Source organism: Rheinheimera maricola (assembly GCF_016918075.2).
Lineage (GTDB): Bacteria > Pseudomonadota > Gammaproteobacteria > Enterobacterales > Alteromonadaceae > Alishewanella > Alishewanella maricola_A.
In genome coordinates this window covers 21,441-40,656 of sequence record NZ_JAERPS020000010.1, presented here as the reverse complement: position 1 = coordinate 40,656, position 19,216 = coordinate 21,441, and the positions used below count along the sequence as shown (strand labels likewise).

Annotated in this window: 17 protein-coding genes and 1 tRNA gene; 11 read left to right on the top strand and 7 right to left on the bottom strand. The window is 49.0% G+C overall.

What is annotated here, in order from left to right; all coding sequences use genetic code 11:
• Window positions 1-24 precede the first annotated feature (24 nt).
• Window positions 25-2,070, bottom strand: a complete 2,046-nt coding sequence (metG, locus tag I4W93_RS19270; RefSeq protein WP_205313494.1) for a methionine--tRNA ligase — start codon at window positions 2,068-2,070, stop codon at window positions 25-27.
• A 131-nt stretch (window positions 2,071-2,201) separates the two neighbouring features.
• On the opposite strand from metG, the gene apbC reads away from it, so the two are divergent.
• The 4 genes from apbC (at window position 2,202) to I4W93_RS19250 (ending at window position 5,514) form a co-directional block, all read left to right on the top strand.
• Window positions 2,202-3,266, top strand: coding sequence for an iron-sulfur cluster carrier protein ApbC (gene apbC, locus I4W93_RS19265; RefSeq protein ID WP_205313458.1), 1,065 nt, complete (start codon window positions 2,202-2,204; stop codon window positions 3,264-3,266).
• A 1-nt stretch (window position 3,267) separates the two neighbouring features.
• Window positions 3,268-3,858, top strand: coding sequence for a dCTP deaminase (gene dcd, locus I4W93_RS19260; RefSeq protein ID WP_205313459.1), 591 nt, complete (start codon window positions 3,268-3,270; stop codon window positions 3,856-3,858).
• A gap of 184 nt (window positions 3,859-4,042) precedes the next feature.
• Window positions 4,043-4,936, top strand: a complete 894-nt coding sequence (locus tag I4W93_RS19255; protein WP_205313460.1) for a DMT family transporter — start codon at window positions 4,043-4,045, stop codon at window positions 4,934-4,936.
• Window positions 4,937-4,938: 2 nt separating this feature from the next.
• Window positions 4,939-5,514: a glutathione S-transferase family protein gene (locus I4W93_RS19250; RefSeq protein WP_205313461.1), complete on the top strand. Its 576-nt coding sequence runs from the start codon at window positions 4,939-4,941 to the stop codon at window positions 5,512-5,514.
• Window positions 5,515-5,519: 5 nt separating this feature from the next.
• Here the strand turns inward: I4W93_RS19250 and I4W93_RS19245 are convergent, their stop codons facing one another.
• Window positions 5,520-6,068 (bottom strand): YaeQ family protein, encoded by a 549-nt coding sequence (locus I4W93_RS19245; protein WP_205313462.1) that lies wholly within the window; start codon window positions 6,066-6,068, stop codon window positions 5,520-5,522.
• Window positions 6,069-6,220: 152 nt separating this feature from the next.
• Between I4W93_RS19245 and I4W93_RS19240 the strand changes: the two genes are divergently transcribed.
• Window positions 6,221-7,501: an MgtC/SapB family protein gene (locus tag I4W93_RS19240; protein ID WP_205313463.1), complete on the top strand. Its 1,281-nt coding sequence runs from the start codon at window positions 6,221-6,223 to the stop codon at window positions 7,499-7,501.
• 67 nt (window positions 7,502-7,568) lie between these two features.
• Window positions 7,569-8,135 carry a hypothetical protein gene (locus tag I4W93_RS19235; protein ID WP_205313464.1) on the top strand — a complete coding sequence of 189 codons (567 nt, stop codon included), beginning with the start codon at window positions 7,569-7,571 and terminating at the stop codon, window positions 8,133-8,135.
• Here the strand turns inward: I4W93_RS19235 and I4W93_RS19230 are convergent.
• The gene (locus I4W93_RS19230) at window positions 8,132-9,121 is read right to left on the bottom strand and encodes an extracellular catalytic domain type 2 short-chain-length polyhydroxyalkanoate depolymerase (protein ID WP_205313465.1); all 990 of its coding nucleotides are present in this window, start codon (window positions 9,119-9,121) and stop codon (window positions 8,132-8,134) included. The genes I4W93_RS19235 and I4W93_RS19230 overlap by 4 nt on opposite strands.
• A gap of 118 nt (window positions 9,122-9,239) precedes the next feature.
• On the opposite strand from I4W93_RS19230, the gene I4W93_RS19225 reads away from it, so the two are divergent.
• On the top strand, window positions 9,240-9,713 hold the full coding sequence (locus I4W93_RS19225; RefSeq protein ID WP_205313466.1) for a phosphate-starvation-inducible PsiE family protein: 474 nt from the start codon (window positions 9,240-9,242) through the stop codon (window positions 9,711-9,713).
• Here I4W93_RS19225 and I4W93_RS19220 read toward each other — a convergent pair.
• The 3 genes from I4W93_RS19220 to I4W93_RS19210 all read right to left on the bottom strand — a co-directional run bounded on the left by I4W93_RS19220 (window position 9,710) and on the right by I4W93_RS19210 (window position 12,440).
• Window positions 9,710-10,522, bottom strand: a complete 813-nt coding sequence (locus tag I4W93_RS19220; RefSeq protein ID WP_224673575.1) for a type 2 periplasmic-binding domain-containing protein — start codon at window positions 10,520-10,522, stop codon at window positions 9,710-9,712. The genes I4W93_RS19225 and I4W93_RS19220 overlap by 4 nt on opposite strands.
• A 21-nt stretch (window positions 10,523-10,543) precedes the next feature.
• The gene (ggt, locus tag I4W93_RS19215; RefSeq protein ID WP_205313468.1) at window positions 10,544-12,211 is read right to left on the bottom strand and encodes a gamma-glutamyltransferase; all 1,668 of its coding nucleotides are present in this window, start codon (window positions 12,209-12,211) and stop codon (window positions 10,544-10,546) included.
• Between the two features lie 152 nt (window positions 12,212-12,363).
• A tRNA-Pro gene (locus tag I4W93_RS19210) sits at window positions 12,364-12,440 on the bottom strand.
• Between the two features lie 186 nt (window positions 12,441-12,626).
• On the opposite strand from I4W93_RS19210, the gene I4W93_RS19205 reads away from it, so the two are divergent.
• The 4 genes from I4W93_RS19205 to I4W93_RS19190 all read left to right on the top strand — a co-directional run bounded on the left by I4W93_RS19205 (window position 12,627) and on the right by I4W93_RS19190 (window position 15,808).
• Window positions 12,627-13,499 carry an EamA family transporter gene (locus tag I4W93_RS19205; protein ID WP_205313469.1) on the top strand — a complete coding sequence of 291 codons (873 nt, stop codon included), beginning with the start codon at window positions 12,627-12,629 and terminating at the stop codon, window positions 13,497-13,499.
• A 77-nt stretch (window positions 13,500-13,576) separates the two neighbouring features.
• Window positions 13,577-14,713, top strand: coding sequence for a 1-acyl-sn-glycerol-3-phosphate acyltransferase (locus I4W93_RS19200; protein ID WP_224673574.1), 1,137 nt, complete (start codon window positions 13,577-13,579; stop codon window positions 14,711-14,713).
• Entirely contained in the window at window positions 14,701-15,576 is an 876-nt protein-coding gene (locus tag I4W93_RS19195; RefSeq protein WP_205313470.1) for an EamA family transporter, read from the top strand. Before I4W93_RS19200 ends, I4W93_RS19195 begins: the two co-directional genes overlap by 13 nt.
• Complete coding sequence (locus tag I4W93_RS19190) at window positions 15,560-15,808, top strand: DUF2960 domain-containing protein (protein ID WP_205313471.1); 249 nt, start codon at window positions 15,560-15,562, stop codon at window positions 15,806-15,808. The genes I4W93_RS19195 and I4W93_RS19190 overlap by 17 nt, the downstream gene beginning before the upstream one ends.
• A 134-nt stretch (window positions 15,809-15,942) precedes the next feature.
• On the opposite strand, the gene rne is transcribed toward I4W93_RS19190, so the two are convergent.
• Window positions 15,943-19,062 (bottom strand): ribonuclease E, encoded by a 3,120-nt coding sequence (gene rne / locus I4W93_RS19185; RefSeq protein WP_205313472.1) that lies wholly within the window; start codon window positions 19,060-19,062, stop codon window positions 15,943-15,945.
• Window positions 19,063-19,216: the final 154 nt, after the last annotated feature.

Here is a 19,216-nt window from a genome sequence, read left to right as displayed (position 1 = left end):
GCAGCCAAACGCTGCCTGAAAGCGTTACTTCACCCGCATACCTGGCTGGGCGCCCTCATCCGGCGACAAAATAAATAAATCGCTGCCGCCCGGGCCTGCTGCCAGTACCATACCTTCTGATAAGCCAAAACGCATTTTGCGCGGTGCCAGGTTCGCCACCATTACCGTTAAACGGCCTTCCAGCTGCTCTGGGCTGTAAGCCGATTTAATACCGGCGAATACCTGGCGTACTTCACCGCCACCAATATCCAGTTGTAGTTGCACCAGTTTATCGGCGCCTTCTACCGCGCTGGCTTTGATAATTTTGGCTACGCGCAAGTCAATCTTGGCAAAATCATCAATGCTGATGGTATCGCTGATTGGCTCGCGCTCTGTACTGACGGCCTTTTTGGCTTTATCTGCTTTAACCGGCGCCGCTGTTTGTGGCTGCAGGTTGTCTTTTGAGGCATCCAGCATTGCCGCCACTTTTACCGGGTCAACCCGTTGCATCAGCGCTTTAAACGGGTTAATGGCATGGCTGGTTAACGGCTGCTGATAATTTTGCCAGTTCAGTTCGCTATTTAAAAACGCTTCGGTTTCTGCTGCCATTAGCGGTAATACCGGTTTTAAATAATGCATTAATACCCGAAACAGATTGATGCCCATTGAGCAGACATCATGTGCCTCTTGCTGCTTGGCATCATCTTTTACCAGCACCCAGGGCGCTTTAGCGTCAATGTACTGGTTGGCTTTATCGGCCAGCGCCATAATATCGCGGATAGCACGGGCAAACTCGCGCTTCTCAAAGCTGTCTGCAATAGTTTCGCCCATGGCGGTAAATTCTGCCAACAGTGCAGGTTCAGCCACCGTAGCCGATAATTTGCTGTCATAGCGCTTGGTTATAAAGCTGGCACAGCGGCTGGCAATATTCACCACTTTACCAACTAAGTCGGCATTAACTTTTTGGCTGAAATCATCCAGGTTTAAGTCCAGGTCAATAATGCTGCTGCTTAGCTTAGAAGCAAAGTAATAACGCAGGTATTCCGGGTTTAAATGATCCAGGTAAGTGCGGGCTTTAATAAAGGTGCCGCGTGACTTGGACATCTTGGCGCCGTTTACCGTAACAAAACCGTGGGCGAAAATGGCATTGGGTTTGCGCATACCGGCACCGTGCAGCATGGCCGGCCAAAACAGGCTGTGAAAATAAATAATATCTTTACCGATAAAGTGATACACCTCGGCAGCGGAATCCAGCTGCCAGAAGCTGTCAAAGTCGATACCGGTTTTATCGCACAGGTTTTTAAAGCTTGCCAGATAGCCGATAGGCGCATCTAACCAGACGTAGAAGAATTTACCTGGCGCGCCCGGTATTTCAAAGCCAAAGTAGGGCGCATCACGGCTGATATCCCACATTTGCAGGCCGTCTTTAAACCATTCTTGCAGCTTATTGGCCATTTCATCCTGCAAGCTGCCGCTGCGTGTCCAGTCTTGTAACATCTGGCTAAAGGCAGGCAAGTCAAAGAAATAATGCTCAGAGTCTTTTAACACCGGGGTAGCGCCGGATACCACAGAGCGGGCATTTTTTACTTCGGTCGGGCTGTAAGTAGCACCGCAGACATCGCAGCTGTCGCCGTTTTGATCGAGGGCACCACATTTAGGACAGTCACCTTTAACAAAGCGATCGGGCAGAAACATCTGTTTTTCCGGATCGAACAGCTGGCTGATGGTTTTGCGCTTGATATAGCCGCCATCGTTGAGTTTGTTGTATATCTGGCTGGCAAATTCGCGATTTTCTTCACTGTGGGTCGAGTGATAATTGTCAAAGCCAATGCCGAAACCGGCAAAGTCAGCCTGGTGTTCAATATTGGTTTTGGCAATCATTTGCTCTGGCGTAATGCCTTGTTCCTGCGCTTTAAGCATAATAGGCGTGCCGTGCGCATCGTCGGCGCAAACGTAATAACATTCATGGCCGCGCCCTTTTTGAAACCTGGCCCAGATATCGGTTTGAATGTATTCCAATAAGTGGCCTAAATGAATAGGGCCGTTGGCATAGGGTAAAGCGCTAGTAACAAGTATTTTGCGTGTCGACATTAAGCGGTGCTCTTTTGCATAAATAACTGAAAAAATTTCACTAAATGATACACTAGCCGCCATCGATCCGCACCCGCCACGGCACGGATCTGCTAAAAAAACGTATGAAAGCCCGAATTTGGAACTTACTGATGTTTAACTGGTTTAAATCTGCCAAAACCGAAGCTTTACCCGAGGCGGCGCAGCAGCTGCTGCAACATTGGCAACTGCCTGACAGCGGCGCGCCATTAGCCGTGTTGCTCGATAGTGTGAGCCTTAACAAAAACAGCCTGAGCATCCGTTTAAAACTGCCGCTGTTGTCTATAGCGGAGCCGTTGCAGCAAGCACTGGCCGATGCCGGTTTTAGCTATAAGCTGGCTTTAGATTATCAGTTGACTACGGCGCCGGTATTTAAACAAATTAAGCAGATTATCCTAGTTGCGTCCGGTAAGGGCGGGGTTGGCAAATCTACCACGGCCGTTAATCTGGCGGCAGCACTGGCACTGGAAGGCGCCAAAGTCGGCTTGTTAGACGCTGATATCTATGGCCCGTCAATTCCCACTATGCTCGGGCTTAACGGCGAGAAAATCAGCTCGCCGGATAATAAACTGATGCAGCCTAAATTTGCCCATGGTGTGTATTTGCAGTCTATCGGCTTTCTGGTCGACCCACAGCAAGCCTCCGTGTGGCGAGGCCCGATGGCCAGCCAGGCATTGCTGCAACTGCTGAACGAAACCCTGTGGCCAGAGCTGGATTATCTGATTGTTGATATGCCACCGGGCACCGGTGATATTCAGCTGACTATGGCGCAAAAGCTGCCGGTAACCGGTGCTGTGGTGGTGACTACGCCGCAGGACGTGGCGCTGTCGGATGCAGAAAAAGCCATCAGTATGTTTCGTCAGGTGAATATTCCGCTACTTGGCCTGATTGAAAATATGAGTTTTTATCAGTGCAGCCACTGCGGTACGCGGGATGATATTTTTGGCACCGAGGGCGGCGTGCTGCTGGCAGAGCGTTACCAGGTGCCGGTGCTGGGGCAATTACCGCTGCAAAAGCATATCCGCGAGCAAGCCGATGCCGGGGTGCCGGCGGTACTGAAACAGCAGCCAGTGGCACAAATTTACCGTACAATCAGCCGGCAATTAATGCTGGCATTGCATTGGCAAGCCGCTGCGCAGCAACTAAGCCAACCTGAAATTATAATAACGGACGATTAAGATGAGACTGTGTGACCGCGATATAGAACGCTATTTAGCCGAAGGTAAAATTAGCATTACACCGCTGCCCGATGCCGACATGATAAGCGGTGTCAGTGTCGATATTCGTTTGGGTAATAAGTTTCGCGTCTTTGTGGCGCATACTGCTGCTTATATTGATTTAAGCGGCCCGCGCGGCGAAGTAGACAAAGCGCTGAACAGTGTTATGAGCGACGAGATTTACATTGCTGATGGCGACAAGTTTATTTTGCACCCGGGCGAGCTGGCACTGGCGATGACGCTGGAATCGGTAACCTTACCGGATGATATCGTCGGTTGGTTGGACGGGCGCTCGTCGTTAGCGCGTTTGGGCCTGATGGTGCATGTTACTGCGCACCGCATTGATCCGGGTTGGTCGGGTAATATTGTGCTGGAGTTTTATAACAGTGGTAAGTTGCCGCTAGCGCTTCGGCCGCAGATGAAAATTGGTGCACTGAATTTTGAGTTGATGACTGGCCCGGCAGATAGACCTTACAACAAGCGGCTGGATGCGAAATACCAACAGCAAACCGGTGCCGTTGCCAGCCGTATTAGCCATGATGATAAAGGCTGAACTGCGTTAACGTGCTGTAAAATTAAAAAACCCACGCAAAGCGTGGGTCAAAAGCTATAAAGCAAAAATGAAGCGGGATGATTATGCAATAAAGCTGCATAGCTTGGCAATATCAGCCTGTTAAATAGTTGCTGCTTTTTACGGTATTTTGTTCAACATCGATTTTAATCTAAGGAGCAGCGCCTTGACGGCTGGCAGTATTACTCGTTTATTCAGTCTGGCCGCTATCTGGGGGGCATCTTTCCTGTTTATGCGTATTGCCGTGCCTGAACTTGGCCCGGCTTGGCTAATGTTTGGCCGCGTCTTGATGGCGGCGCTGTTTCTGGCATTGGTTGCCGTAGCGTTTAAACGTAGTTTGCCCATTCGCGGCTATGCCGGGCATTTTATGCTGCTAAGTTTTTTTAATACTGCCTTGCCATTTTTATTGTTTGCTTATGCAGCGCAAACGCTTACGGCGTCATTGCTGGCAGTGCTCAATGCCACAGCACCTTTATGGGGCGCTTTAATAGGCTGGCTGTTTTTTCGCCAGACCATGTCGCTGAAGATCACCTGCGGCTTATTGCTGGGGATCTGTGGTGTGGCGATTTTGGTTGGTTTTGACACCGCCGTCGATAGCAGTGCTTTACCTGCAATAGCTGCGGCAGCGGGTGCCGCCTGTTGTTACGGCATTGCTACCTGGTATACGCGGTTGGCTAAACCGGTACCGGCGTTTACCAATGCCCATGGCAATATGTGGGGCGCCACTCTGTGGTTATTGCCATTATTATGGTTTATACCATTGCCGGTAGCACAACCTGCCGCGCAGAGCCTGTACGCTATGCTGGCACTGGGAGTAGTGTGCACCGGTGTGGCTTATATGTTGTATTTTCGTCTGGTGCAGGATTTGGGCGCAACACCAACCCTGACGGTAACGTTTTTAATTCCGGTGTTTGGTGTGTTGTGGGGCCACTTGTTTTTAGCTGAAGTTATCGGTTGGCATACACTTGCCGGGGCCGCCATTGTTATTAGCGGTACCATGCTGGTAACCGGGTTTAGTCTGAGTTCATTACGCGCTGCTACTGCGCCCGTTAAGGAGTAAATATGAAACTGTATGGTTCACAAACCTCACCCTATGTCAGGCGCATTCGCTTGTTATTGGCGGCAACGGCACACGAATTTATTAACCTGAATATTTTTGCCGGCCCTGACAGGGAAACCCTGGCGTCGCTGAATCCAACGCTGCGTATTCCTATGCTGGACGATAAAGGCCGGGTTATTTTCGACTCCGGCGTGATATATCGTTATTTGGCACCGCAGTTGGGTATAGCACCCCTTAGCTGGTATAAGGAAAATCAGCTAACGCTGATTAATGCAGTAAGTGACTCCTTGGTCATGTTACTGCAATGCAGCCGCAGCGGCTTTGATACCAATGACGATAAACTGTTTTTTAATTTGCAGCGCGAGCGGGTAGCCACATCTTTGTATGTATTAGAACGACAAGCCGCCAATGCTGAGTTTGCCAACTGGGACTATATTGCTATGGCACTTTATAGTCTGGTCGATTGGACCTTATTCCGCGATTTGATGCAGTTGGATGATTACCCGGCGCTATTGGCATTTTGCTTGGAAAATAAAACCAAGCCAATGGTAGCTGACAGCGATCCGCGGCTGGGTTAATCGCGTTATTGTGCCGTTTTGAGTATTACCGGCTCGATTAAGACACTTTGCTCAGCGTCGGACAGCCATATCTGGCTTTCGCTGATATTGCACTGCAAGTTCATATTGCGGCTTACCAGTTTGGCCATTTGTGCTACGGCAGCCTCATCTATGTCTAACACGCTGAGGTTTTGGTAACGCTGCAGCGCTTGCTGGTTATTCTTCCACCATACCGGCACGCTGCGCCCGCCATAGCAAAACAGTTGTACCTGCTTGGCGCGGCCGGCGGCTTTGCGCAGCCATTTTTCATCGCTTTGGCCAAATTCCACCCACAAATTTATTTCGCCGCTCAGGGTTTTGTCCCAAAGCTCCGGTTCATCGTCTTCAGCACTTAACCCTTTGGTAAAAGCCAGGGTGTCGCTGGCATTTATAGCAAAGGCTAACAAACGCACCATCATGCGCTCGTCGTTTTCTGACGGATGCTGCGCCAGCGTTAGGCTGTGGTCCTGATAATAATGCCGGTCCATGTCGGCAATTTGCAGCTGTACTTTAAATACGGTGGCTTTAAGTGCCATGACTCAACTCACTTGCAATACAAAGGCGACGAGTGTAACGCGAAGTGCTGTTGCACTCAATTTTACTATTTAAGCCTCAGCTCGCTGCCGTCATAGCGGAAACTACGCTATGCTGTGAAAAATACAGATAACTAACTGAGTTAACGCAAAAAATGTCTGAGTTTGATTTTGATATGGTGCAGAGTTTTTTAATTGCACTGTTATTAGGCGCACTGGTGGGTATTGAACGGGAAAAACACCGGAGGGACGAGCATCCGAACAGCTTTGGTGGCCTGAGAACCTACATCTTGTTTGCGCAGGCCGGTGCTGTATCGGCCTGGTTGTCTATTCATCTGCAATCGCCCTGGCTGTTTGTTGTTACCGTGTTAGTGGTAGCGATAGCCGTGCTGACAGCCTATATCCTGGAAAACCGGCATAACCCGACAGCGCTGGGCTTAACCAGTGAAATCAGCGCCATTACGGTATGTTTGCTCGGTGGTGCTACTATGTTTGGTTATGCTGAATTGGCCGTAATGCTGGGCATTCTAACTTCGGCCATTTTGACTTTTAAACAACCGTTGCACGGCCTGGTAAGTAAAATTGATACCGATGATTTATACGCCGGGCTTAAGTTGCTTATCGCCAGTTTTATTATATTGCCGCTGCTGCCAAACGAGACTATTGACCCCTGGCAAGCGCTTAATCCGTATAAGCTCTGGTTACTGGTGATCTTAATTTCGAGTATGTCGCTGCTGGGTTATGTTGCGGTGCGTTGGTTGGGAGCCGCACATGGTGCAGTGGTTACCGGTATTAGCGGCGGTCTGGCATCTTCTACCGCGGTGACCTTAAGCTTCGCCCGCAGCAGCAAAATAGAGAGTGATCCGCTGGCAGCTGACCATCAGGCTTGTGGCGTGTTGCTGGCCTGGTTGGTGATGTTTATCCGTGTGCTGGTTACCATCAGTATTGTCTATCAACCACTGCTGGTGCATCTATTGTTGCCGTTTAGCGCCATGGCTGGTGCTACAGCAATAATGGCAGCACTGTATTACTGGCATGGCAGCCGGCGCTATCAGGCGCCACAACAAAGTACAGTAAAAGTAACCAACCCCTTTAGTTTGGTAGCGGCTATCAAATTCGGCGCTTTGTTTGCTGTAATACTGTTTCTGGTAAAGTTAAATGAGCAATACGCTGCAGCAGAGGGCTTATATTTGTTAGCGGCAGTAGCGGGCATGACAGATGTGGATGCCATTACCTTATCGATGGCGCAATATGCCGGGCAGTCAGCTGCGGCGTTAAGTGTCGCCGCCGGTGCTGTTACCGTGGCGGCGCTGAGTAATACCCTGGTAAAATGTGGTTTAGTGTATGCATTGGGTGGCCGTGCGCTGGCGCGCAAGTTGGTAATTGCCACCCTGATTATTTTGACACTGGGCATAGCGGTATTATTGTTTGGCTGAACCACTTCAGCGCGCATTAAGCCACGGTTTGTTCATATGATGGGCCAGTATAGCTCCCGGAGATAGTATGATTACGCGACATAGTTTTGGTTTGGCGATATTGCTCAGTGCGTTGGTATTACCTGCAATGGCAGCAACCCTGCTTACCGATGCAAATTTGGATCAGTTTGAAGCGATGCTACCCAAGCTGCAGCAGTTGGAGCAGCGACCGCAAAACCAGCAGTTTAAGCTACAGCAACATTGCGACTGGCCGCGGCACTACCGTGAAATTAGTGCACAAGAGCAAGACAGCAGGTACCAAAGCAAGATTGAACAGCTGGTCAGCCAACACGGTTTTACACCGGTGCAGTTTGTTGAACTCAGTGCCAAGCTCAGCTGGCCTGTGCTTAACCAATTACAACCAATGCTGGAAGTGTCACGTCAAGCGCTGATGTTTTTGCCGGCGCAACAGCGGAAAAATACCGAAAACAGCATTACACAAGGCCAACAGTATTATCAAACTCTGAGTAGTTGTTTAACCAATGACGATACAGCCGCGCTGGAAAAACATCATCAGCGTATTATGTCCATAGCCAAGCGCTTGGGCGGCGTTGATCAACTTTTACCGCCAGGCATGAAGGGTATAAACCGTTAACGCTGTAGAGCTTGCACTAATTGATGCACCGCCTGTAGCTGCAATCCGGCTTTATTGGCGTAGTCTGCCCCGGTGTAACCCCACCAATCCCAGCATGCGTTGGGGTTAAACGGATTGATATTGCTGGCTGTGGTTTGCGGATATAGCACCACGAGCCGGTTAGTGTCGGCATAATTATTCAAGCCAGTACCAGTAACAAAAGCATCACCTATGCTGGCGGCATTCTGTTTACATCCGTGAAAGCTGACATGTAAACGGCAGCTTTGGCCCTCTGCACAGCTTTGTGGCACATATAAATAGCCGGTTTGCGCCAGCGTTTCTGTTGCTGCAGCGGCTAACTTGTGCTGATCGATTGCCAGTAGTGTGCCTGAAGGCACGCTGCTTTTGGGGTGCAGCGCTGCCAGAAGATGGCGCAGCAGCTCACCGGCGGCGTCATAATCACAACTTGCCAAAAATGGCGCTGCCGACACTTCACAGTTGCCTAGATCTGTGCGGTCAGTAGGAAACGTATGGCCAAAAGCTTTGTAATTTATCAGGGCGATATTGGTCGGTTTAAGCCATTGCTGGTACTGCTGATGCAGCGTTACCGCCAGCCCAGGATAGACTGTATTGTCTTTTGTGCCATGGAATATCCACACTTTGTCATCTGCCAGTGCGTCCAATGAAGCCAACATGCCGCTATTTTGCTGTGTTTTAATATACTGATTAATATTGGCCATATCAGGTGCGCTGGTCACTTTGTTAAAGCAATGTTCCAATGCCAGACCCAGGCTATTTTGCGCACAATATACCGGACCTGCTGCTAACAAGGCAACTCCATCGACGTGCTCTGCAAAAGCCAGATGATATTGTGCTGCCATATAAGCGCCGCTGGATAAGCCGGACAGGGTGATATTGGCTTGAAGCTCAAGTGAGGGTAGCTCTGCGGTATAAACTGGCAGGCTGAGCATTGTAGCCGACAGACAAACTAGCATAGATGGGCGCATGACAATTCCTGAGAAAGATAATACTGTTGTATACCATGACAAATTATTACCCTTGCTACAATAAGGCTTTAGTACAGGCTGTTATCTGTAGCAGCAAGACGAATATGATGAGGCAGTAGTGACTGATGCTAACAACGGACAACACAAGGAGTTACCGGAGGAGCACATAGATCCGTTAATTAAACACCTGCACACCGTGATCCGACAATGTGTGCGGGTATTAGCTGTGCTGATGGTAGCGGTAATTATCTGGGGAATTGGCGATGTACTTTATGTGCTATACCAACGGCTGATTACGCCGCCTATGTTTTTACTTAATATAAACGACATATTTTACACTTTCGGTGCTTTTATGGCGGTTTTGATTGCCATAGAGATTTTTATCAATATCCGTTTATATCTGGAATCTAACGATTTCCCGGTAAAATTAGTGGTGGCAACTGCCTTAATGGCAATAGCCAGAAAAGTCATCGTGTTGGATGTTGAAAAAATGACCCCGGATTATATTTTCGCTATCGCCTTTACTGTGCTTGCGCTGGGCGTTACTTATTGGTTATTGCACAAAGAGCATAAAAAACCAGAAAGTCGTTAGTCTAAAGATAGTGTCATATAATGCAGGTAGCGTTGTTTGTTCAATGTTTCCGGCAGCGATTGCCAAAGTTGCTCTGACAGTTTGGGATAGCGTCGATAAAAATCCTTGCTCAGCATCAAGTAACCATCACTTTTATGCAATGCAGGGTAGAGTAATAGCACCGGGAGTTGGTCCAAATGCTGCTCTTTTGCTTTGATGCCGTTTAATTCACATAGGACGGTTGTCGCATCCACTCTACCAGATACAACCAGTTCCAAAGCATGTTGTGGCGAGTTTGCTGCAACCAGCAGAGTGTTGTGCGGAAACGGAATGGGCTTATAGCCTAATGGTCGGGATACAGTAATTTTGTTGGTTTGATGGTTAATATTGTCAGGTAGTGAATTGTCGTAGCGGTGCGCCAGACATAGCCCAAGCTGATTAATTGCTTTAGCTGGGTCAGGGCTGCCATCCTGACGCTTTGGGTATAACGTATAATGCTCCCGGTCTTGGTCATACGCTGCGACCAGCGCGTCGACACTATTGTCCTCGAGCTGCTGCAAGCAGCGCAACCAGGGTAATCGCACAAGTTGCAGCGTTATACCCACTGTTGTTGCTGCCAGGCGCAGATGCTCTATGGTCGCACCCGGCATATCGGGGATCTGCTGGGCATTGCCTGCATAATAGGGCAATAGCTGTTTATCTTCATAACAAAAACGCAATGTAACCAGCTGAGCAATATTCTGGCTGCCATTAGTAAGCAGGACATCGGTGCGCACGGCAGCACAAAATATGGCTAAAACCAAATACAGTGTTAATTTAACAGCCGGCATAATCAATCCTATTACTACGCACTAATAGCTAAATACTTTTGCTACGCCGCGTGAGCGCGGATCCGCTACGGCCGTCACTGTACTGTTAGTACTTTGTATCGCCTGAATATCTCCGAGATTCCAGCTTTGCGTAACCAGGTTATAGCCACGTGTCGTAAGCTCGGTCTGCACGTTTGCCGCCAGCGGAGCATAGGGCTCCATGGTGATCTGATCTTGGGGCAATAACTGATGGTGAAAACGCGGTGCCGCGACTGCCTCTGATAGCGGCATACCATAATCATAAAGATTGGTCATCACCTGAAAAATAGAGGTAAAGATAGTTGAACCACCCGGCGTTCCGATAACCAACTCTACTTTATCATCTTTTACCAACAAGCTGGGCGCCATGGATGACAGCATACGTTTGCCTGGCGCAATAGCGTTAGCATCGCTGCCCACCACACCAAAGGCATTTGGTACTCCAGCCTTGGCAGAGAAATCATCCATCTCGTTGTTCAGCAGAAAACCGGCACCTTCTACTACCACGCCGCTGCCAAAATCCAGATTCAGCGTATAAGTGTTTGATACCGCGTTGCCATGCTTATCCAGCACGGAAAAATGTGTAGTGTGGTATCCCTCCAATCCGGGTTTTACTGCGGAAGTGGCTGAAATGGCTTTGTTGTTTATTTCAGCCGCCCGTTTATCTAAGTAAGCGCTATCCAGTAGCTGTTGTTGCGGTACGTTAGTAAAATCGGGATCGCCGAGGTAATCGGCGCGATCGGCGTAAACCCGTTTGGCTATCTCAGCCATTAAATGTACATATTGAGCACTGTTTAGCGCTACATCGACAAAATCCGCCGCGCGTCGTTGTTTTAGGCTTAGCAACTGGCTAAGGGCGATGCCACCAGAGCTGGGTGGGGCAGTCGTTACCAGCTGAAAATCGTGCCAGGGTGTTATTACCGGTTCACGCCAACCGGCTTTGTAACTCGCTAAATCCGCCATGCTTATCAAGCCGCCACCGCGCTGCATTTGTGCCACTAGCAGCTTAGCCGTTTCACCCTGATAAAAATCAGTCGGGCCATGTTCGGCAATACGGCTAAGCGTATTGGCTAGCTCTGGTTGGCGAAAGTTTTTGCCAGCTTGCATCGCGCCAAAGTAATCAGCAAAGTTTGTTTTACCTTGCAGTTGGCTGAGTAAGTCCGCGCGATACTGATATTGGTTCTCGGCTACCGTAAAGCCGCTTTGTGCATAGTGTATGGCCGGTTTTACCAACTCAGCCCAGGGTAAACGGCCAAAGCGCTGATGCACTTGCCATAGCCCCATCACAGTGCCGGGTACACCGCTGGCTTGATGGCCAATTAAACTCAAATTTTCAATAACTTGTTTTTCTGCGTCTAAATACATATCGCGGTGTGCAGCGGCAGGTGCTGTTTCACGATAATCTAAAAAGTAGGCTTTGCCGTCAAACCACAGTGTCATAAAGCCGCCGCCACCTATATTTCCGGCTTCCGGGTAAGTTACCGCCAAGGTAAAGGCCATTGCCACTGCGGCGTCAACCGCGTTGCCACCCTGGCGTAAGATCTGCTCTGCTGTCGTGGCACCATATTGATCGGGAGACGCGACAGCTGCCGTTGCATTAAGTTTTTCTGCAGCAACTGTGGTGAATGACAGCAGTATTAACACTAATACGAAAACTTTTTGATATGGCATGAGCGCCTCCTGAACCATGTAGTCCTCGTTCTAACCCGAGTGGCGGGCAATTACAAGCGCAGATGAGGCAGTTAGTAAGCCAATAAGGCTAAATATGTCCTGCAGAAACAACAAAGCCCCGCATAAGCGGGGCTTTGTTTTGAGGAATTTAATGGTCGGTACGAGAGGATTCGAACCTCCGACCCCTTCACCCCCAGCGAAGTGCGCTACCAAGCTGCGCTACGTACCGACGTAGGGCGTATCATAATGATAATCCATCAGAATGCAATGCTGCATTGGTTGACTGTCGCTATTTTCGCCAATCCCTTGGTTTTATATATCAGTCAGTTGAATAGCGGCTATCGTGTTGGCCCGCTATCTAAATTTTTTCGACCTTGTTAATATAGCCATCTTGACGTCTTTAAGGTGCAGTGCTGTGCTGTGGATCCCGTTTACCTTGCTGGCTGCATTTATGCAGGCCTGGCGTAATGCGTTTCAAAAAAAATTAAGCAAAGATGTCGGTGTGGCCGGAGTCACGCTGGCGCGATTTATCTGGGCATCGCCGCTGGCCGCCTTGTACTTGCTGGGCTTGAACCATTGGCAACCGGCGCATCTTCCGGAATTTAGCTTCGGCTTTGGCGGTTTTATTGTTGCCGCAGCATTGGCGCAAATACTGGCCACGGCATTGATGGTAAAGCTGTTTAAATTGAGAAACTACGCTATTGGCGCAGGGCTGGCTAAAAGCGAAGCAGTGCTTGCTGCGGTGATGGGGGTAGCGTTTTTTAGTGAGTCTTTGTCTGCACTGGGCTGGGTAGGTGTAGGCTTAGGTGGTTGCGCGGTGTTTTTACTCAGTGGTGCCAGTTTACGTCAGATGTCAGTGCCGGTGATGTTGCTGGGGCTGGGCAGCGGCTTGGCGTTCGCACTGACATCCTTGTGGGTGCGCCAGGCAAGTTTGGAACTGGGTTTGCCGTTTCCGCATGGCGCGGCCTGGGTATTGCTGCTGGTGATACTGCTGCAAACCGCTATCTTGCTGTTGTGGTTAAGCCTGAAAGATAAACCGACGTTAACAGCATTGTGGCGGCGGCCAAAATTGACATTGTTGGTTAGTGTATGCAGCTGTTTTGGTTCAATTGGTTGGTTTACCGCGATGAGCCTGGAGTCGGTAGCGTTAGTAAAAACCTTGGGCCAGGTCGAGGTGCTGTTTATGTTGCTGATTTCTGCTTTTGTGTTTAAAGAAAAACTACAAAATACTGATCGTTGGGGCTTGGCGTTAATTGTCCTAGCCGCTATAGCGGTAATGTGGGCTTAACTTGCTAAGGGGCTGGTGAAATTTTGTTAACTCAGTAAAATAGTCAGCTCTCTAAATAAGCCTACATAGTGATTTTTGTGTCAGACCAAGATATTTACGCCGATATCCGGCCTTATAACGATAACGAAGTGGCCCCGGCAATTGCTCGTCTGATTGCTGATGATGAATTTATTAAAGCGATTTTGCATCATCGCTTCGCGCAACTGTCTGGCCGTTTGGGCTGGATGTTAGCGCCGTTGGTAAAATTAGCCCTGAAACGTCGCCTGGCCAAGCTCAATACGGTGTTGGCAGTACAAAAACAGGTTGCCGGTTTTATGGACCGGATGATAGACAGCACCACAGACAACATCACCATGTCGGGGCTTGAGCACTTAGCGCCGGGTAAAGCCTATTTATTTGTGTCGAATCACCGCGATATTGCCATGGATCCGGCATTGGTTAATTGGTGTTTGCACCATCATGGCTTTGATACCGTGCGTATTGCGATTGGCGATAACCTGCTGCGCAAGCCTTGCGCGACCGAATTAATGAAGTTGAATAAAAGTTTTATTGTTAAGCGCGGTGCTAAAGGGCCGCGCGAAATGCTAAAAAACTTTTCTCAGTTATCGGGTTACATTAAGCACTCTTTGTCTGAGCAACATTCAATCTGGATAGCGCAAAAAGAAGGCCGTGCTAAAGATGGTAATGACCAGACTGATCCGGCAATTCTGAAAATGTTTTTTATGGAAGGCAAAAAACGTGGTGAAGATTTTGCCAGCTATATGGCAGGTTTAAATATTGTGCCAGTGTGTCTATCCTATGAATACGATCCTTGCGACATCGATAAAATTAACGAATTGTGGCAAAAGCAAACCCAGGGTTCGTATCAAAAAAGCGAGTTTGAGGACATCGACACTATTATTAAAGGTATTGTTGGTTATAAAGGCCGGGTGCATGTGGCATTTGCTCCTCCTTTAACAGACATACCAGCCGAGCCAGAGAAATTGGCGGCCTTGATTGATCAACACATTTGGCAGCAATACCGACTCTATCCGGTAAACTACCTGGCGGCTGGCCAGCAAAGCCATTGCGTCGATGAAGCGGTTGCTGAGCTGTGGCAACAGCGCTTGCAGCAGTTACCCACTGCAGCGATACCCCTGCTAAATAAGCTATATGCTGCACCGCTAATTAAACAGTTACCGGCACAGCAGGACGGCGCTGATTGCAATATCTAATTGGCGTCACCCTGCTTTGGGCGTTCTCTTTTAGCTTGATTGGTGTTTATCTTGCTGGCCAGGTTGATGCTTACTTTGCGGTGTTGCTGCGGGTGTTATTGGCGCTGCTGGTGTTTTTGCCATTTTTGCGGCCGCAACCTATGGCGCTGATCGGTAAGCTGTTGGCGTTAGGTGCAGTGCAACTAGGGCTGATGTATCTATTTTACTATCAGTCATTTTTGTTACTTACCGTGCCTGAAGTACTTGTTTTTACTATTTTTACACCAGTGTACATCACCGTGCTGTACGACCTGTTACAACGACGTTTTCAGTACCGCTACATGCTCGCTGCGTTAGTTGCTGTATTGGCAGCTGCCATTATGCGCTATGAAGAATTAAGCACGGACTACTGGTTAGGTTTTGCTGTAGTACAGGGCGCCAATTTGTGTTTCGCACTGGGCCAGGTTGGCTATAAAGTACTTATGGCGCGCCAGACGATTGCCGTGCCGCAGTACCAGTTATTTGGTTGGTTTTATATCGGTGCCGCTTTGGTTGCGCTACCTGCCTGGATATTGCTTGGCAAGGCACAATATCCACAAACCGCTCTGCACTGGGGGGTATTATTGTGGTTAGGCTTGATTGCCTCAGGTGGTGGCTATTTCTGGTGGAATAAAGGCGCAACAATGGTTAGCAGTGGTATGCTGGCGGTGATGAACAATATGCTTATCCCGGCAGGTTTAGTCGTCAATCTTGTGCTGTGGAACCGCGACGAAAATTTACTCAGCCTCAGCGCAGGCTCATTACTGTTACTTTTATCCTGTATGTTGTGTAAGCCGGTGCGCAACTCAGCTAAACCTGGAGTGGCAAATGGCCAGACAAATTAGTTACACCTTCAATAAGCAGCAAAAAGTGATTAATTTCAGTTACGACAAGTATCGAGATATGTATGAGGCTGTTGCCGCCGCAGAAGGTATCGATTTAACCCGCTTTCTGGCGATGGAGCAACAAGTGGCGATGACAGCTAAACGTGGTGCAGCGGTGAAAAATTACCGTCAACAAGAGTTTGCCCGTATGGGTTTTGCTGATATTGCTTTTGTCCGGGAAGAAAAAGGCTAAACCTGAGTACGCAACTGCTTATTGATTAGTGGTACAACATAACACCAGCTGATGGCATGGCAGTAGCAGATAAAGAAAAAGGGCGCCTTTAAGCGCCCTTTTTTTACCGCGCAATACTGTGCGGTTAAGCCAGATTACTCATCTGACTTAGGCTTTGTCATGGGGGCTGTAACAGACTGACGCGCAAAAGCGGAACCCGCAGGACGATCAGAGCTGGCAACTGCAGGTCTAACCGCAGCCGGTGCAGCCGCTTCGGGCGCGGGGCTTGCTGTGTCATTACTCTCTACGGTATCAGGCTTTGTCATTGTCGCAACGACCATCTGAGCATAGCGACTTCCTGCAGCTTTAGTTGCTGGCTTTGCTACGTTAGCAGCAACAACTGGCGCAGCAGTGTCGGCTTTTGGTGCAACCACTTCAACCTTAGCCGGTGCTACAGGCTCTGCTACAACAACTGTTTCAGTTGCTGTTACTTCCGATTCGGTCGCAGCTGAAACGGATGGCTCTATCGCAGCCTTGTCAACTTTTTTGGCTGCAGGTTTGCGTCGGCTGCGCGGTTTTGGTTTCTCTGCATTCGTGTCAGTATCAACTGCATCTGTTGCCACAGCCGCGTCAACTTTACTGTCTTCAACACCAGCATTGTTGTCTTCAACAGCAGTATTGTTTGTTTCTGCATTCGCACTGTCTACTTCTATAGTTAAACTACTTGGTGCTGCCTGTGGTTCGCTAACCACGTCTGCTGCTCCGACAGTGATGGTTTCATCTGGAGCATCGATAGCGGCTTCTGTTTGCTCTTGATCTTTTTTACGTTTTTGACCGGCTGCACGTAAGTGGCGTGGGGAGCGCCGATTACGGCTGCGCGGCTCTGACGCTTCATCCGTTGCAACATCTTCTTTAACCGCAGTAGTACTTGTTGTATCAACAACTGTTTCAGCGGCTACTTCAGCTTGTACTGCACTGGTTGGTGCCACAGTAACAGCTGCAGTATCGGTGGTTGCGATATCAGCCTGCTCAGCGGTTAGTGCCTTTGCTACAACAGGCTCTGCCGGAATTGCGGTTTGTACACTAGAAACACTTTCAGGTGCAGTAACTACTGGAGCAGTTACTACTGAAGTTGTCACTACGGCTGCCTCAGCTTTTTCCATCCTTACTGATTTACGCACATTACGGCGCTGACGACGCTCAGCAACACGTTGTGGCGCGCTGTCTTCGTCATCATGCTCTCGCACAACGGGTGCTGCTACGGGTTTATCCAGCGGTTTTCTGCTTTCTTGTGGCGGCCGTGGCGAACGCGGTTCTTGCGCCGGGCGCGGTTGGCGTTCCGTTCTGTTCTGCCCAACATCGTCTTTCACAGTGGGGCTTGTCGCGCCTCTTTCTTCGCCTTCATTACGACGACGTGGTTTGTTGCGGCGACGATTGTTATCGCGGTTTGCATCACGGTTACTATCGCGGCTGTTATCGCGATTTGTATCCCGACCATTATCACGACTGCTGTGACGCTGGCCTGTACGTTCAGTGGTTTTAGCTACAGGCTTCGCTTCAGTCTGCTGTTCGGCCGGTGCAAATACTTTACCAAACCAGTTGCTTATAGCTTTAAACAAACCGCCAGTTGACTCGACAGGTGCTGATTCAACTGCTTTAGCCGCTGGACGTGGTGCTGTGGCATCGGCAATGTTTATAGCAGAAATAGCTGGTTTTTCTTTTACCGCATCTGATGCGGGTTGATACAAGGTGGTAGTCGCTTCCGGCGCTTTTACCATGTTGTAACTAACGTCATCTATTTCTTCGTCAATGCGGATGCGGATCACCTCGTGATTAGGCGTTTCCAGGTGTTCATTTGGAATAACAAATACTCTGATCCCATGACGTTTTTCGATACGGCGTATCGCTTCACGTTTTTCATTCATCAGATAGGTAGCAACTGATACCGGTACCTGCGCATGAATTTGACTGGTGTTATCTTTAATTGACTCTTCTTCAATTAAACGCAGGATAGACAGCGCAGACGACTCGGTGCTGCGAATGGTACCGCGGCCGTGACAGCGAGGGCACACATGCGTTGCCGATTCACCCAGCGATGGCCGCAGGCGTTGACGCGACATTTCCAGCAAGCCAAAACGTGAGATGCGACCAATTTGCACCCGGGCACGGTCGTGTTTAACGGCATCTTTTAAACGGTTTTCCACTTCGCGCTGATGCCGTACTGGCGTCATGTCAATAAAGTCGATAACGATTAAGCCACCCAGGTCACGCAAACGCAGTTGACGGGCAATTTCATCAGCCGCTTCTAAGTTAGTGTTAAACGCGGTTTCTTCAATATCACCGCCTTTGGTGGCTTTTGAAGAGTTGATGTCAACAGCGGTTAATGCTTCAGTGCTATCGATGACGATAGAGCCGCCTGAAGGCAAGCGCACTTCGCGGCGAAACGCCGATTCAATCTGGGTTTCAATCTGGAAGTGCATAAACAGCGGCACTTCGCCCTGATACAGCTTAACGCGATGGGCGAAATCTGGGCGGAATTGTTGAATATATACTTTGGCTTCTTCGAAAATGCGCGGGTTGTCGATCAGAATTTCACCAACATCGCGGCGCAGGTAATCGCGAATAGCGCGGAAAACAACATTACTTTCTTGATGGATTAAAAACGGTGAAGGGCGTTTTTGTGCCTCTTCTGTAATAGCCGCCCAGTGTTTTAATAGCGCTTTTAAGTCGTAATCCAGCTCTTCATAAGACTTTCCGACACCGGCAGTGCGCACGATTAAGCCCATGCCATCCGGCATTTCTAACTGACCTAAAGAATCTTTTAATTCCTGACGCTCGTCGCCTTCAATGCGGCGGGAAATGCCACCGGCACGCGGGTTATTTGGCATTAAAACTAAGTATGAACCTGCCAGGCTGATAAAGGTGGTTAACGCAGCGCCTTTTTGGCCACGTTCTTCTTTATCAATTTGGATAATAACTTCCTGGCCTTCTTTTACCACTTCTTTAATATTTGGACGACCATCGAAGCTGTAACCAGAGGGGAAGTAATCGCGGGAAATTTCTTTTAAAGGTAAAAAGCCGTGACGGTCAGCGCCGTAATCAACAAAAGCGGCCTCTAAGCTGGGTTCAACCCGGGTTATTTTACCTTTGTAAATATTGGCTTTCTTCTGTTCATGGCCCGGACTTTCAATATCCAGGTCGTACAACTTCTGGCCATCGACCAGTGCTACGCGGATTTCTTCTTCCTGCGTGGCGTTAATTAACATTCTTTTCATCGTTAGTGACTCGCATTTTGCAGCCACAACGCAGCCCTATGGGCACCTGCGTGTTCAGACGTTATCAAACACTAATAAATGCAGTCTCACGACTGGAATGTCTGAAGAAACCAAATTGTCGCTGCAGCAGCTTTTGTGATGGCTTTGCAGTTTA